The sequence below is a fragment of the Klebsiella sp. WP8-S18-ESBL-06 genome, from assembly GCF_014169755.1.
Lineage (GTDB): Bacteria > Pseudomonadota > Gammaproteobacteria > Enterobacterales > Enterobacteriaceae > Kluyvera > Kluyvera ascorbata_B.
The window spans coordinates 1941644-1956935 of the sequence record NZ_AP022256.1 but is presented as its reverse complement, the minus strand read 5'-3'; the positions used below and the strand labels follow the sequence as shown (position 1 = coordinate 1956935).

Annotated in this window: 12 protein-coding genes and 3 pseudogenes; 6 read left to right on the top strand and 9 right to left on the bottom strand. The window is 50.8% G+C overall.

The genetic code is table 11. The features are described 5' to 3' along the window. The first annotated feature begins 144 nt into the window (after positions 1–144). Positions 145–1413 carry a tyrosine-type recombinase/integrase gene (locus H7R76_RS09165; protein ID WP_003030858.1) on the top strand — a complete coding sequence of 423 codons (1269 nt, stop codon included), beginning with the start codon at positions 145–147 and terminating at the stop codon, positions 1411–1413. 179 nt (positions 1414–1592) lie between these two features. On the opposite strand, the gene H7R76_RS09160 is transcribed toward H7R76_RS09165, so the two are convergent. The 3 genes and pseudogenes from H7R76_RS09160 to H7R76_RS09150 all read right to left on the bottom strand — a co-directional run. Further along, positions 1593–1985: a helix-turn-helix domain-containing protein gene (locus H7R76_RS09160; RefSeq protein WP_003030860.1), complete on the bottom strand. Its 393-nt coding sequence runs from the start codon at positions 1983–1985 to the stop codon at positions 1593–1595. 54 nt (positions 1986–2039) lie between these two features. After that, entirely contained in the window at positions 2040–2363 is a 324-nt protein-coding gene (gene cyoD / locus H7R76_RS09155) for a cytochrome o ubiquinol oxidase subunit IV (protein WP_050310712.1), read from the bottom strand. Next, positions 2360–2755, bottom strand: a pseudogene (locus H7R76_RS09150) (cytochrome c oxidase subunit 3); the annotation flags it as partial. The pseudogene H7R76_RS09150 and the gene cyoD, both read right to left, overlap by 4 nt. An 87-nt stretch (positions 2756–2842) precedes the next feature. Between H7R76_RS09150 and tnpA the strand changes: the two are divergent. The 3 genes from tnpA to tnpC are packed head-to-tail and all read left to right on the top strand — an operon-like array spanning position 2843 to position 5216. Continuing rightward, positions 2843–3250, top strand: coding sequence for an IS66-like element accessory protein TnpA (gene tnpA / locus H7R76_RS09145; protein WP_015632445.1), 408 nt, complete (start codon positions 2843–2845; stop codon positions 3248–3250). Then, a complete protein-coding gene (gene tnpB / locus H7R76_RS09140) occupies positions 3247–3597 on the top strand; it encodes an IS66 family insertion sequence element accessory protein TnpB (protein WP_032414478.1) in 351 nt (116 codons plus the stop codon). The genes tnpA and tnpB overlap by 4 nt, the downstream gene beginning before the upstream one ends. Before the next feature lie 29 nt (positions 3598–3626). Continuing rightward, on the top strand, positions 3627–5216 hold the full coding sequence (gene tnpC, locus H7R76_RS09135; protein ID WP_064146682.1) for an IS66 family transposase: 1590 nt from the start codon (positions 3627–3629) through the stop codon (positions 5214–5216). Between the two features lie 34 nt (positions 5217–5250). Here the strand turns inward: tnpC and H7R76_RS09130 are convergent. The 6 genes and pseudogenes from H7R76_RS09130 to H7R76_RS09105 all read right to left on the bottom strand — a co-directional run. Then, a pseudogene (locus tag H7R76_RS09130) lies at positions 5251–5478 on the bottom strand (cytochrome c oxidase subunit 3 family protein); the annotation flags it as partial. Further along, the gene (cyoB, locus tag H7R76_RS09125; protein WP_050310710.1) at positions 5468–7465 is read right to left on the bottom strand and encodes a cytochrome o ubiquinol oxidase subunit I; all 1998 of its coding nucleotides are present in this window, start codon (positions 7463–7465) and stop codon (positions 5468–5470) included. The gene cyoB and the pseudogene H7R76_RS09130, both read right to left, overlap by 11 nt. A 2-nt stretch (positions 7466–7467) precedes the next feature. Continuing rightward, the gene (cyoA, locus tag H7R76_RS09120; RefSeq protein WP_023137327.1) at positions 7468–8394 is read right to left on the bottom strand and encodes a ubiquinol oxidase subunit II; all 927 of its coding nucleotides are present in this window, start codon (positions 8392–8394) and stop codon (positions 7468–7470) included. A gap of 105 nt (positions 8395–8499) precedes the next feature. Beyond that, positions 8500–10032, bottom strand: a complete 1533-nt coding sequence (locus H7R76_RS09115; protein ID WP_023137328.1) for a DHA2 family efflux MFS transporter permease subunit — start codon at positions 10030–10032, stop codon at positions 8500–8502. 3 nt (positions 10033–10035) lie between these two features. After that, positions 10036–11235, bottom strand: a complete 1200-nt coding sequence (locus H7R76_RS09110) for an HlyD family secretion protein (protein WP_050310708.1) — start codon at positions 11233–11235, stop codon at positions 10036–10038. Next, positions 11235–12647 (bottom strand): efflux transporter outer membrane subunit, encoded by a 1413-nt coding sequence (locus H7R76_RS09105; RefSeq protein ID WP_003036410.1) that lies wholly within the window; start codon positions 12645–12647, stop codon positions 11235–11237. Before H7R76_RS09105 ends, H7R76_RS09110 begins: the two co-directional genes overlap by 1 nt. Positions 12648–12919: 272 nt before the next feature. Between H7R76_RS09105 and H7R76_RS09100 the strand changes: the two genes are divergently transcribed. Both H7R76_RS09100 and H7R76_RS09095 read left to right on the top strand, forming a co-directional pair. Further along, positions 12920–13594 (top strand): TetR/AcrR family transcriptional regulator, encoded by a 675-nt coding sequence (locus H7R76_RS09100; protein WP_077266344.1) that lies wholly within the window; start codon positions 12920–12922, stop codon positions 13592–13594. A gap of 738 nt (positions 13595–14332) precedes the next feature. Next, positions 14333–15259, top strand: a pseudogene (locus H7R76_RS09095) (hypothetical protein). Positions 15260–15292 lie beyond the last annotated feature (33 nt).

The window sequence follows — 15292 nt, the reverse complement described above, 5'->3', positions numbered from 1 at the left end:
ATCCTTGCGAATCATTATATGATGTTGGTTCAACAGGTTAGCGTGAAAACTCTTCCCGATGCATTTTGATTTTATCCTCCGCATCGGGAGAATTTGGTGGTCAGATTTGGGGTCAGTTTGGTTCGATTATGGAGTGACCCCCATATGTCTCTCAACGACACGAAAATCCGCAGTCTCAAGCCTTCTGAAAAATCCTTCAAAGTCTCCGATTCACACGGTCTATACCTCTTGGTCAATCCAGGCGGCTCACGTCTCTGGTATCTTAAGTATCGAATTAACGGTAAAGAATCCCGCCTTGGCTTAGGCGCTTATCCCGATGTATCCCTTTCCGACGCCCGGCAACAACGAGACGGTATCCGCAAGTTGCTGGCGCAGAACATTAACCCCGCTCAGCAACGTATAGCCGAAAGAGCCGCCCGCTCACCGGAAAAGGTCTTTAAGACAGTGGCGCTGGCGTGGCATAAAAGCAATAAAAAATGGTCGCAGAATACCGCTGACCGTCTGCTTGCCAGCATGCACAATCATATTTTTCCGGTTATCGGACATCTGTCCGTCACGGAACTTAAACCCCGTCATTTCATTGACCTGCTGAAAAGCATTGAGAAAAAAGGTCTGCTGGAAGTCGCGTCCCGCACGCGGCAGCACCTCTGTAACATCATGCGTCATGCGGTTCATCAGGGATTCATTGACAGCAACCCGGCGGCAAACCTTGACGGCGTGACAGCGCCCCCCGTTAAGCGCCACTACCCCGCCCTGCCGCTGGAACGCCTGCCGGAATTGCTGGGGCGCATTGATGGTTATCAGCAGGGACGAGGGTTAACCCGTCAAGCGGTCCTTCTGACCCTTCACCTGTTTATCCGTTCCAGTGAACTGCGTTTCGCCCGATGGAGCGAGTTTGATTTCAGGAACTGTATCTGGACCATCCCCGCTACCCGCGAAGCTCTTCCCGGTGTTCGTTATTCCGGACGCGGAGCCAAAATGCGCACGCCCCACATTGTTCCATTATCCCGGCAAGCCATCGTTATCCTGAAACAAGTAGAGGAAATCTCAGGTCATCTGGAACTAGTGTTCCCCGGTGACCATAACCCTTACAGGCCAATGTGTGAAAATACAGTCAACAAGGCACTGCGACTGATGGGCTATGACACAAAAATGGACATTTGCGGCCATGGCTTTCGGGCAATGGCATGCAGCGCCTTAATGGAATCCGGACTCTGGTCGAAGGATGCTGTTGAACGCCAAATGAGTCATCAGGAACGCAACAGCGTGCGGATAGCTTATATCCACAAAGCTGAACATCTGGAAGCCCGTAAAGCGATGATGCAGTGGTGGTCTGATTATCTTTATACGTGCCGGGAAAACTATGTTCCCCCATATATATATAGTAAAAATATCAGTCATGAAGCTACCTGAGTCAGCAAAAAACTAATCAGGATTACGATAACAACAGCATCTGACAACGCAGATGCTGTTGTTATTTTTCTGTATCTTCTTCATGGTATTTCCCCTTCCATTTATCCTTGTCAGTTGGTATTAAAATCCGCCCTGTAATTTTAGAACAAAACAATGAGGGGTATGATATTCACAGAGGGTTATAACTCATCACGCTTTATACCAGAACTCTTTTTCAGAACAGGTTTATTCCTTCTGACAGCCCCTGGTGTATGATGCATTTCATTTCTCATCGCTCGGGTAAATACCTGCTGACTGGTAAACCCGAGCATAAAGCACACCTCTATGACGGGTATATCCGTATTCTCCAGTAAAAAATAAGCACGTCTTAGTTTTTCAAGCTTTATATATTTCCCTAGACTTATTCCTGCCACCTCCTTGAACATCCGTTGAAAATGCCATTTTGAATAACCAGCTTTTGCAGAAACATCCTCAACCTTCAGCGGCTCCTCCAGATGCTCATCAATCCATTGCATAATTTCATACACCACAAGTCGGTTTATCTTTTCCTTCCGTATTTTTTTTATGTCCATATATAGCCCCCCACAATGAGGCAGACAGGAATAACAGAAAGGCCAAAGCCCTGTTCACATCATCTGATGATTGAGATTCCACATGATCCACAACGACCCGGTAATAATGATAAAGATAATGGCAGCGGAAAAGACAATGGTTACGAGGTTCCAGCGCATTTCAGAAGAAGCATTCAGGTGAAGAAAATACACCAGATGTACCAGCACCTGAACAACGGCACACGTCATGACCCCGCCTGCGATGATCCCTGCGGAAACACCACTGTCCATAACCAGCCAGAACGGGATCACCGTCAGAATGACCGACAGGAGAAAGCCGGTTATATAAGACATCGTATTGCCGTAAGCTACGCCCTGTGCGTCTGCAGAATGTCTCATGGCATTGCTCCCATCAGGTAAACAATACTGAACACGCAAATCCAGATGACATCGAGGAAATGCCAGAACAGACTCAGGCATATCAGACGGGGGCGACTGAATCCTGACAGACCTCGTCGGGCAACCTGATACATCAGGATCAGCATCCAGATCAGTCCACATGTCACATGCAGACCATGGGTGCCCACCAGAGTAAACAGCGCTGACAGGAAGCCACTGCGCTGTGGGCCGAAACCCTCAGCAGTCAGGTGACTGAACTCCCAGACTTCCATTCCGATAAAACCCAGACCACACAGAAATGTCAGGGTCAGCCATCCAAGTACACCGCCCTCGCGGTCTTTATCCATGCTGATAACAGCAAAACCATAGGTAATCGAGCTAAACAGAAGCAGCGTAAGCGTCATCTCAGTACCGTCTGTTGAAATTTCCGGTGATTGACGATGATAGAGTCCTCTTATAAACGTTAATGGACTCTATCAATGTCAGATTCTCTTCGTCCCCGCAGGGTTCGTGCGTCTTACTCCATGGACTTTAAACTGGAACTTGTCGAAAAATCTTATCAGCCTGGAGCCTGCGTGGCCCAACTGGCCAGAGAACACGGGATTAATGACAATCTGTTGTTTACATGGCGCCAGCGCTACAGCCACCTTTTGCCCGATGAAATACAACGTTCAGTCAGTAAACCTGATGCTGTCATCCCTGTTGTGGTATCTGACATGTCCCTGTCACATCATGCAGAACCACACTATGAACCATCCGGTTCCGCTTACGGTGAGGTGATGACCTGCGAAGTGGCTGTCGGGAGCGCCAGTCTGCGCCTGACAGGGAACTTATCTCCCGCTATCCTGAAAACACTGCTTCGCGAACTGACCGGGAGGGGACGATGATCTCCCTCCCGTCTGGCACCCGTATCTGGCTGGTCGCCGGCGCCACCGACATGCGTAAATCCTTCAACGGTCTGGGCGAGCAGATACAGCACGTACTGGATGAGAACCCCTTCTCCGGCCACCTGTTCATCTTCCGTGGCCGCCGGGGTGATACCGTCAAAATTCTCTGGGCAGATGCGGATGGACTGTGCCTCTTCACCAAACGCCTTGAGGAAGGGCAGTTCATCTGGCCCGCCGTGCGCGACGGCAAGGTGGCCATTAGTCGCTCGCAACTGGCCATGCTCCTCGATAAGCTGGACTGGCGTCAGCCCAAAACACCCCGTCTTAACTCACTGACAATGTTGTAAAAAAAGCATGGCCGCATTATAAATGGGTCATGAGTCAGGACTATCTCGCCCGTATCACCGCGCTGGAAGAAGAACTTCGCCGGAAAGACAGCCAGCTCAGTCTCGTTGCCGAGACTGAGGCCTTCCTGCGCTCTGCGCTGACCCGCGCTGAAGAAAAGATCGAGGAAGACGAACGGGAGATAGAACACCTGAGGTCTCAGATAGAAAAACTGCGCCGTATGATGTTCGGCACCCGTTCTGAAAAACTGCGCCGCGAGGTGGCACAGGCCGAAGCGCTGCTGAAACAGCGCGAACAGGCGAGCGATCGTTACAGTGGGCGGGAAGACGACCCGCAGGTTCCCCGCCAGCTCCGTCAGTCCCGGCACCGTCGTCCGCTTCCGGAACATCTTCCCCGTGAGATACTCCGGCTGGAGCCGGAAGAAACCTGCTGCCCGGCATGTGGCGGTGAAATGGCGTACCTCAGCGAAGTCAGCGCGGAGCAGCTGGAGCTGGTTGCCAGCGCCCTGAAAGTGATCCGCACAGTGCGGGTAAAAAAAGCCTGCACAAAATGTGACGGTATCGTGGAAGCTCCCGCGCCGTCACGTCCTGTCGAGCGGGGTATCGCCGGACCGGGTCTGCTGGCCCGTGTGTTAACAGCCAAATACTGTGAACATCTGCCGCTGTACCGCCAGACGGAAATCCTTGCCCGCCAGGGGGTGGAGCTGAGCCGCGCACTGCTCTCCAACTGGGTGGATACGTGCTGCCGTTTAATGGCGCCGCTGGACGAAGCCCTTTATCACTACGTGATGAACTGCCGCAAACTGCATACAGATGATACTCCAGTGCCGGTGCTGGCGCCGGGCAGGAAAAAGACGAAAACCGGGCGTATCTGGACGTATGTCCGGGATGACCGGAATGCCGGTTCGTCAGATCCTCCGGCAGCGTGGTTCGCGTACTCACCGGACCGGCAGGGAAAACACCCGGAGCTGCACCTTCGCTCCTTCCGTGGCGTCCTGCAGGCAGATGCCTTCGCGGGGTATGACCGGCTGTTCAGTACATCGCGAGAAGGCGGCGTGCTGACAGAGGCGGCATGCTGGGCGCATGCCCGCCGAAAAATCCACGACGTGTACATCAGCAGCCAGAGCGCCACGGCGGAGGAAGCGCTGAAACGCATCGGCGAACTGTACGCCATCGAAGCGGAAATACGCGGCATGCCGGAGACAGAGCGTCTGGCGGCCAGACAGTCGCGGAGTGCGCCGCTGCTGGCGTCACTGCATGAGTGGATGGTGGAGAAAAGTGCGACACTGTCGAAAAAATCCCGGCTGGGAGAGGCGTTCACGTATGCCCTGAACCAGTGGGATGCCCTGTGTTACTACTGCCGTGACGGTCTGGCGGAACCCGACAATAACGCCGCGGAGCGGGCGCTTCGCGCCGTCTGCCTGGGAAAGAAAAACTACATCTTCTTCGGGAGCGATCATGGTGGCGAACGTGGTGCACTGCTGTACGGACTGATCGGAACGTGCCGTCTGAACGGTATCGATCCAGAAGCGTATCTGCGCCACATCCTGAGCGTTCTGCCTGAGTGGCCTTCCAACAGGGTTGGTGAACTTCTGCCGTGGAACGTGGCTATACCTGCCTGACCAGTGTCAATACGGCGTCCGGTTAACGCTTACGAAGCAGCACAGTTTCCGCCAGTACAAACGGAGGTTCGAAAATATCCTTACCCGCCGGACCACCTGCAATGTTATGAACCATGACGCCGTAAGTCGCGAACTGGGTGGCGAAGATAATGCAGTCGCTCATCAGGTAGATCCAGAAGCCGAAGACCTTACTGGTACCTGTACCCTGATGCCCGTGCTCAGCACGGGTGCGGAAGGATGAATCCAGGGCTTCACTTACCATATGTCACACCGGCTTTGTTTATTTCTGCAAAGTGCTGATCCTCGATTTTTTTTATCTCGGCGACGGGTACGTAATAATCCACATCTTCATCGAAGCTTTTAATAACCCAGGTCAGGATAATCCCGAGGAATGACAATCCCGCCAGCCACCAGATATGCCAGATAGCCCCGAAGCCAAACCCGATGCAGAGCAGACCAATAATCAGCCCCGCCCCGCTGTTTTTCGGCATATGGATTTCGGCATAGTTAGCAGGTTGCTTGTATGCCTCCCCTCTTTCCTTCATTTCCCAGAACGCATCACGTTCGTGGACAAAAGGCACTTCAGCAAAGTTATAGAATGGCGGCGGGGAAGAGGTGGACCACTCCAGTGTCCGTCCGCCCCACGGGTCGCCGGTCATATCCCGGTTTTCGTGGCGGTCGCGCACCGACACCCAGAACATAATGACCTGGCACAGTATCCCGCAGGCTATCAGCGCAGCACCGCTGGCTGCCACGACCAGCAGGGGATGGAACTGGGGGTCAATATTCTGACTCAAGCGGCGGGTCATCCCCATGAACCCCAGCACATAGAGCGGCATAAACGCCACATAAAATCCGATGATCCAGAACCAGAACGCCCTCTTGTTCCATTTTTCATTCAGGGTGAACCCCGTCGCTTTCGGGAACCAGTAGGACACACCAGCCATACTGCCGAACACCACTCCGCCGATAATGACATTATGGAAGTGGGCAATCAGGAACAGGCTGTTGTGCAGGACAAAGTCAGCTCCCGGCACGGCCAGCAGGACGCCGGTCATACCCCCTATAGAAAAGGTGACAATAAAACCTACCGTCCATAACATAGCGGAGTGCATCTGAATGCGCCCCTGATACATGGTGAACAACCAGTTGAAGATTTTCACACCAGTCGGGATAGCGATAATCATCGTCATGATCCCGAAGAAGGCGTTAACGTTCGCACCGGCTCCCATGGTGAAGAAGTGATGCAGCCATACCAGGAAGGAAAGCAAAGTGATGGCGACAGTTGCCCACACCAGCGAGGTATAACCGAACAGACGTTTCCTGGAAAAGGTTGCCACCACTTCCGAGTAGACCCCGAAGACCGGCAACACCAGGATATACACTTCCGGATGGCCCCACGCCCAAATCAGGTTGACGTACATCATCATGTTGCCGCCCATATCATTGGTGAAGAAATGGAAGCCCAGATAGCGGTCAAGGGTCAGCAATGTCAGCGTGACGGTCAGCACAGGGAAAGAAGCGATAATCAGCACGTTGGTACACAACGACGCCCAGGTGAACACCGGCATCTTAAACATCGTCATACCCGGTGCACGCATTTTCAGTATGGTGACGAAGAAGTTAATCCCGGTCAGTGTGGTCCCGATCCCCGACAGCTGGAGTGTCCATATCCAGTAATCCACCCCGACACCGGGACTGTACGCTAACTCCGAAAGCGGCGGATATGCCAGCCAGCCGGTGGTCGCAAACTCCCCCACTCCCAGGCAGAGATTAACCAGCACCACGCCTACCACCGTTAACCAGAAACTCAGGTTGTTCAGGAAAGGAAAAGCCACATCACGCGCGCCAATCTGCAGGGGCACCACAATATTCATCAGGCCGATAACGAAAGGCATCGCCACGAAAAAAATCATGATTACACCGTGACCCGTAAAAATTTGATCGTAGTGCCAGGGCGGCAGATACCCCGCCCCTTCCACTCCGGATGAGGCCAGTACCTGCTGGCTGCGCATCATGATTGCATCGGAAAAGCCGCGCAGTAACATCACGAACGCGACGATGATGTACATGATCCCGAGCTTTTTATGGTCAACGGAGGTCAGCCATTCGGACCATAAATATTTCCACTTACCGTAATATGTGATGGCGGCAACAATTGCCACACCAAGTATCAGAATAGCAACGATCGTTACCCTGACAATCGGGTCCTCAGGTATGGCATCCAGCGTCAGTTTTCCTGTGAGCATAATTAATTTCCCCGCGCTCTGTGTGAGAGGTGTTGTTCCGGCTCTGACCCAGTCATTCCCGTCTCCTTATCGTGATCGTGTGCTTTAAATTTTTCAGTCACGTATCTGAACAACGTCGGATCGATGACAGAGAAGAATTCAACCGGGTGGTTTTCGTCAGGCTCAGCCAGTTTTTCAAAATCAGCCGGACCGAGCAGCATATCCGGTGATTTCTTCACATCAGCGATCCACTGTTCAAACGCGGTATTATCCGGTACGGCAGTCGCTTTAAATTTCATGCCGGAAAAGCCCCTGCCGCTGTAACTGGACGAGATTCCGTTGAAGGTTCCCGTTTCACCGGCGATCAGATGCAGCCGGGTCTGCATGCCCGGCATCGCATAAATCTGGCTGCCGAGTGCCGGAATAAAAAAGCCATTCATCACGGAATTGGATGTAATACGCAAATTCAAGGGGGTATTTACCGGGAATACAATCTGATTGACGGTGGCAATGCCCTGTTGGGGATAAATAAACAACCATTTCCAGTCCAGGGAGATGACTTCGATATCGATGGGTTTCACCGCAGAGGTCAGTGGCCTGGATGGGTCAAGCGCATGGGTGGACTTCCATGTCAGCACGGCCAGAAACAGAATAATCAGGACGGGCACCGTCCAGACCACCGCCTCCACTTTATTGGAGTGGGACCAGTCAGGCGTATATTTCGCCGTGGTATTCGTGGTCCGGTATTTCCAGGTAAACACAACTGCCATCAGAACCACGGGAATAACGACCACTAACATCAGACAAAAAGCCGTAATGATTAGCGCCCGTTGTTCAATAGCGATTTGCCCTTTGGGATCAAGTAAAACAGCATGACATCCGCTTAGTAATAACGTCCCTGTTATTACCGGCAGGCACTTCACAATGGTCTTATATTTATGATATCGCATGGGACAACCTCATTTCACGGACTTGCAGACCGGCAATAAATAATGAAACCTTTTCACGGGGAGATACTCTGCCCTTCTCATTCCCGCTACCGCCATTCCTGTTATTTAATGGCCCGACATCTTCTGAAGCGGTCCTTTCGGTTTTTTGATTAGCCAGATAATGCCTATGGACCCCAGCATCAGAACGGTGGCCGACTGATAGAAATCGTTCGTTGCCAGCATGATGGCCTGACTGTCGATCATTCTCGAAAACAGAGCCGCTGACGTGTCTGTCGGAATACCGGCCGCGCCCAGCGTGTTGCTGACAATCCCTGGCACGTCAGGATTGATTGCCGTCACCAGCTCCGCTCGGTTAAATTTTGTCATATGTTCCCAGTAGGTCTGGGTCAGGGAAGAGCCTACCGCCATGCACATGACACGCAGGAAGTTCTGCAGCCCGGAACCGGCTGCCACTTTCTCCGGCGGCAGTTCGGACACGCCCAGCGAGGTGAGCGTGATAAGGCAGGCGGGAACTCCGGCCCCCAGAACGAACATGGGAACGGCAACTGACATAAAGTCAGCCTGCGACGTCAGCAGGGCACGCATCACAAAGGAGACCGCCAGTACCCCCATGCCATAGCTCACCAGCAGACGGGGATCGACCTTCGGCAGCAGACGACCAATTATGGGCGAGCTCAGGACGGCCAGGATCCCCATGGGGCCCGTCGCATACCCGGCCCAGGTTGCCGTGTATCCCATCCATTGCTGTAACCAGAGGGGGGTCAGCACGATATTCCCGAAGAAAATACCGAACATCAGACAGAGCGTGACGGTAGATACCACCCAGTTACGTGACTTAAATACGCTCAGATCCAGCACCGGTTGCTCAGCGGTGAGCTCCCAGATAATCAGCGAGATCAGGGCAATAGCGGCCACAATGGCGCAGACAATGATAATATCCGAGGAAAACCAGTCCAGTTCACGTCCTTTATCCAGCATGATCTGAAAGGCTGCCACAAAGATGACGAGCAGACCCAGCCCCACGCTGTCCAGCCGGGAACGGCTGATATGTGTTTCTTTCCCCTTCAGCACCCACCAGGTCCCAAACCCCACAATCAGACCAAAGCCGATATTGATGTAAAATACCCACTGCCAGCTCCAGTTATCCGAGATAAGCCCACCCAGTATCGGACCGAATATAGGCGCTACTACCGTCATCATTCCCCAGAGCGCCACGGCAATGTTGGCCTGTTTCTTCGGGAAGGCTGCAAGCAGCAACGTGGAAGAAAGCGGGATCAGCGGGCCACCGGCAAGCCCCTGCAGCACACGGAAAATGGCCAGGCTCGGTAGTGACCAGGAAAGACCGCAGCAGACAGAAAAAATCACAAATGCAACAACAGAAAAAAGGAATACGCGCACCTGACCGAACTGCATCGCCAGCCAGCCGGTCAGCGGCACCGTGATGGCTTCAGCCACCGCATAGGCGGTGATGATCCAGATTCCTTCTGTTGTCGACACGCCCAGGTAACCGGATATTGTGGGCATCGCGACGTTAGTAATGGTGGTATCGAGTACCACCATAAAATTCCCGAGCGAGAGCACGATTGCCGCAACAACTAGTTTGAATCCGGACAGAGGTGGAAATGCTGAACCAGACATACCTTATTTCTCCGTGTGGTCATCTCTGGCATTCGATGTCAGGTCCACCGTCACTTCCATGGACAGCCCGATGCGCAGAGGATTTTTACGCAGTTCTTCCCGCTCCAGACGAACACGCACCGGCAGTCGCTGCACGACCTTAATCCAGTTACCCGTGGCATTCTGCGCCGGTATCAGTGAAAGCGCGGAACCGGAGCCTCCGTCAAATCCCTGAACCACGCCGTGATAAACAACACCGCTGCCGTACAGGTCTGAAGTCAGCTCTACCTTCTGGCCCGGTCTGACGTCGCTGAGCTGACCTTCCTTGAAATTCGCATCAACATAAATATCCTCGATGGGCACAACCCGCATCAGCCGGTTTCCAGCCTGAACATGCTGCCCGATATCCACTGAGCGCTGTGTTACCACTCCATCCACCGGGGCCCGGATAACCATACGCGCCAGGTTTATACGGGCCTGATCGAGACGGGTTCTGGCCGCCACCACAATGGGGTTAGTTTCAACGGTACTGTTCAGAAACAGGGCCTCGTTCGCCTGCCGGGATCCTTTTGCTTCGACACTGCCAGCGCGAGCAGCTTTCAGACTGGCTTCCGCTTCTCCCAGCGCGGCCGTTGCCTCCCGTAATTCTGTCTGCGCATCCGTAAAATCCTGCTCAGATACGGCCCCGGCTTTCACCAGATTCCGGCGACGTCGCTCATCAAGGGTGGCCTTATCAAACCGGGCTCGTGCCCTCGCCACATCATGTTCGGCGCTCTGAATACCTGCTTCACGCGAATCAAGCTGTCCGCCCAGAGCGGTGTCATTGGCCATAATCTGCATCACCTTCCGCCGGGCGCTGCCAAGCTCAGCTTCAGCCTGTGACACCGCAATTCTGGCGTCCGTCTCATCAAGCACGACCAGTACATCACCGGCATGCACAAGCTGCGTGTTGACCACATTTACTTTCTTCACCGGTCCGCCGACAAGCGGCGTGACGTCTGCGACTTCGGCAGCGGTATAGGCGTTATCCGTTGAGACGGATTTACCGGCAAAGAAAATCAGCCAGATGGCATAACCGATGGCGATAAGAATCAGGACGCCACCAAACAAAGCGAATAATTTACGGCGATGCTTTTTTTTATCACCGCTATCCGGTTTTGCATTCGTGTTATCCGGAGCCCTGTCCATATCCTGTGGGCCGTTTTTATCTTTATCTTCAGTCATTACGGTTTCACCTGCGCATCAAATGTTGAACTGGATTCAAATCCGCCCCCAAGGGCCTTGACGAGTGACACATCCAAGACATAACCCCGGGAATGCATGGCTGTATTCGCCAGCTCAGCCTGGAGTAACGCATCTTCAGAAATGAGAACTTCCTGATAATCGGCCAGCCCCCCCTGATACCGGGCTTTTGCCAGATGATAAGCTTCCTCGCTGTGGGACAAAGCAGATGCGGTTGCTTCTGACCTGCCCACCAGAGCAGCAAGGCTCCGTGTAACATCAGCAGTTTCACGTAATGCCTGTGTCAGCGCCTCGTTATACGACGCCACCGCATATTCATATTCCGCTCTCGCACCTTTATAGTTGGCGCGTAAACGCCCGCCTTCAAAAAGGGGTAAGCTGATGGCAGGTCCGACGCTCCCGATATCAGAGCCCGAGCTGAACAGGTTATTCAGCCCCAGTGACTGGTATCCGACGAAGGCCATCAGGTTCACGTTCGGGTAAAACTGCGCTCTGGCAACACCGATATTGCTGGCGGCGGCTTCAACCCGCCACCGTGCGGCCACCACTTCCGGATTGCGTCCGAGCAGGTTTGCGTTCAGCGCATCAGGTAACCCGACAGGGCGGCGCATCTGCAACCGGGGTCTGAGGATATCCAGCCCTCTGTCCGGCCCCCGGCCCAGTAAAGCCGCGATGCCGTTTTGGGTTAATTTGATTTGCTCATCGGCTTCAGCCAGCGCCGCTCTGGCGACATCCAGCCGGGCACCGCTTTCTTCCACGGAGACTCTGGAATCAAGTCCCTGAGCATGGCGTAACTGCACCAGCCTGACGGTATCCGTCCGGTTACGCAGTTGTCGGGCCGCAATGTCACGACTGTCATACTGGTACTGCAGACGGATATAAGCGTCCGCGAGCATCGTCGTCAGCATCAGTTTCGCGGCGGCGGCATCTGCCTCAGCAGCGCTGGCTTCGGATGTCGCGGCACGCAGCGCATCCCGGTTTTTACCCCAGAAATCCAGTTCCCAGCTAAAGTTGAGGCTGGCCTGCCCCATATCATTCCATCCGTGCGGCACGGCTGTTTTAGGGTAGATGTAGTTGTAGCTGAGCTTCTCTTTATCAATGGACGCGCTGGCGTCCATTGACGGGTATAACCGGGAACGGGCGACACCGGTTCTGGCCGTGGCTTCACGCACCCGGGCTTCTGCCTGTGCCAGAGAAGGTGAATGCGCGGTGGCTTCACTCATCAGCTGGTTAAGCTGCGTATCGCCGAAGGCCATCCACCATTTTTCCTGCGGCCAGTCAGCATGCGGAGCGGAAAAACTGCGTTGTGAAATCAGCGCCGCAGCCTGCTCCGGCTGAGGAGCAGTTCCCAGATCGGGGATCGCAGCACATGACCCCAAAGCAAGACTGAGCACGGAGATAACACATCCTTTCAGATAATGCGGACGGTACCTTACTGACTTCGTCCCATGTGCAAATCTGTAACCTGACACACACCTCATTCTTGATCGCCCTGTTTATTCTAGTTTACGGCGAACAAAGTAAACCGATCGGTTCGGTACAGTCAAGACCAAATTTCACTCAACTACGTCGCAAAAATACGTGAGTAGCACTCAGGCCTGAACGATATGATTTCGAGTTTCATCTTATGGTAAGATCAAGCTTTATTCCGGATAAGGAAGTGCAGATGTCGGTATCAACAAAGACCTCAATTGACACTAGAAGAAAAAATAAAATACTTTCTAATGATATAGTTAGTAACTTACCTGAAAAAGCACAACGCGTGCTTGAAGGAGCAAAAGCTATTTTTCTGGAAAGAGGCTATGCAGCAGCATCAACAGATATGATCCAACAGGCTGCCGGAGTCTCAAAATCAACCGTATATGCATATTATCCAAATAAAGAAGCATTATTTACAGCAGTGATTGAAATAGAATGTGAGCGTTTTCTTCAAAAAGTACATAAAATTAAAATTTCGGGAAAAGATATTTATGATAAATTATTTAAAATAGCCCGAACGTATCTGGATATTGTGCTTTCGGAAAATGGCCTCGCTCTCTACCGTGTTGTAGCTTCTGAAGCACCGCGTTTTCCTGAATTAGGTAGACGTTTCTATTTAGCAGGTCCAGAAAAGATAAATAACATTGTTGAAGAAATACTACAACAAGCTGAATCTAAAGGAGAAATCTCGTTAGGTGGTATTGGGCGAAATGCAGTTGCTTCCTTATTCGTGAATATGGTACGCGGTGAGCCTCAAATACAGTGCTTAATGCATCCAAAATCTTCCACTTCTGCTGCACAGCGTGATCAATGGGCAAAGGATGCGGTCAATGCCTTTTTATTAGCCTTTCGTAAAGGATAATTATAATCTCCAGTTTTAAAGAAATTAGAAGATGCTCAGGAGTTTATAATATTATCAATTTGTTCCATATTATTATATGGAACACTACCATCAAGTGGATTACATTTTCCGAATCGTTCTTCTCTATAACTCCAGGCGACTAAATTTAGTTAGCGCCCTAACTTGCCTCTTGACAGAAATTTTGTCTATCCTGATCAAATCGAACCGTACCGTTCGTTTTAGTCAGGAGACGTTAGCATGATCGGAGTAGTAAGGTTTTCAGAACTAATGGAGCACTGGGAGGCAATTTCTCTACCAGCACCAGGAAGCATCTATGAGCCAAAGCAGCGCTCAAGCAACTGCCTCAAACATAACCCTTGCAACATAAAAGATTGGATTACTATTGAATTCTCTCAACAGGGATCCTACAAACGAAAATATGAAAATTTTCGCCATAAAGATCTTGTACTACTACTCTTTATTATTTCGGCTCGATATTTTATTCATAGAGTTTTATCTTCGTTAGTCTTAATATTATTCAGTTCATCCTTCATTATGCTCTCAGGAAATTGTCTCCTCATCCATAGTTACGAGAGAAAATTTCATAGCGAACTAAAAACTAGTTTAACAATTTTATTTTTAAACTCTTTACTTTATAAAATAGGGTTCATTTGTACATTATCGATAATATTCATGAATAATGAAACAGTGAATCGTAATTTAAGTTTTGCATAGAAAAATATGTAAAAGGAGTTTTTCATGTTGAAAAGCAGCGAGATCATAAACGGTTCGCTTCCGAAACCTGACTGGGTAACCATACAAGAAGCCGTTAACATAATTAATACAGAGAGCAACGAAAGAATCAAAGAGAGTGATATTTACCGTTATGCATTATATAATAAAATTAATCTCGCCATATACTTTCAATCTCCAATTATTCTGCGAAAAATAAAATATGCATTTCAAAAAGTAAAAATGCATCCAGCTAGAGGGACATTGATTCATCGTTTATGTCTGCTAGAAAAAAATAGCTTTATTAATGGATGGGACTCAATTTTCAGTACTGAGGGCAGATACGTCCACTCCACACAAAATATTATTGATACATCACTTATTGGGTTTGAATGTATTTTAATAAAGCGATTTCTCGCATGCTCATTGAATATACCATTACCAATTATTGGGAAAAACACGGTAAATTATGGCATCACTGTTACTATGTCCAATGAAGTTTTTCAGCTGTTTGAAAAAACAACCTAGAAGTGTAGAATTGAACATCAAATAAAAAACCTACCAACAGATCTGGCGTTTGATATTATGGAGAGAATTTCTTCAGAGGGAACGATAAATCAAAATACAAAGCAAGAATATTTCCCCCTCTATAATTTGCCTCAGGATTCCTGCTTTGTTATTCGTTACTCAGAGATTGAGAAACTAATTAGCACCCAGGTTACAGAGAAATCCCTCCCCTCTTCAACTAGAATATCCACACCCTTGTCAAGGTTATTTTGGCTCGCTTGTAGGCACAATGATGTTATCAGTCCATTAATAAAACAACCCTATAAATTATTGACAATTTTTGAAGAATGGGCGGCAGCTGATGGTATCACTGACCGTCTAAGCGGTGATACTTTAAAAACAGCACTAGAGCGTGGCTCCCCTCCGTCCTCATCCTTATTAAATTGATATTGTGTTTATCTGTCAACAATATGATCCCGT

Coding starts and splice junctions, on each gene's coding strand:
- H7R76_RS09110 (WP_050310708.1), bottom strand. CDS start 11,235: ATGACTGAAGATAAAGATAAAAACGGCCCACAGGATATGGACAGGGCT.
- tnpB (WP_032414478.1), top strand. CDS start 3,247: ATGATCTCCCTCCCGTCTGGCACCCGTATCTGGCTGGTCGCCGGCGCC.
- cyoB (WP_050310710.1), bottom strand. CDS start 7,465: ATGCTCACAGGAAAACTGACGCTGGATGCCATACCTGAGGACCCGATT.
- cyoD (WP_050310712.1), bottom strand. CDS start 2,363: ATGAGACATTCTGCAGACGCACAGGGCGTAGCTTACGGCAATACGATG.
- H7R76_RS09115 (WP_023137328.1), bottom strand. CDS start 10,032: ATGTCTGGTTCAGCATTTCCACCTCTGTCCGGATTCAAACTAGTTGTT.
- H7R76_RS09100 (WP_077266344.1), top strand. CDS start 12,920: ATGTCGGTATCAACAAAGACCTCAATTGACACTAGAAGAAAAAATAAA.
- H7R76_RS09165 (WP_003030858.1), top strand. CDS start 145: ATGTCTCTCAACGACACGAAAATCCGCAGTCTCAAGCCTTCTGAAAAA.
- H7R76_RS09160 (WP_003030860.1), bottom strand. CDS start 1,985: ATGGACATAAAAAAAATACGGAAGGAAAAGATAAACCGACTTGTGGTG.
- tnpA (WP_015632445.1), top strand. CDS start 2,843: ATGTCAGATTCTCTTCGTCCCCGCAGGGTTCGTGCGTCTTACTCCATG.
- cyoA (WP_023137327.1), bottom strand. CDS start 8,394: ATGCGATATCATAAATATAAGACCATTGTGAAGTGCCTGCCGGTAATA.
- tnpC (WP_064146682.1), top strand. CDS start 3,627: ATGAGTCAGGACTATCTCGCCCGTATCACCGCGCTGGAAGAAGAACTT.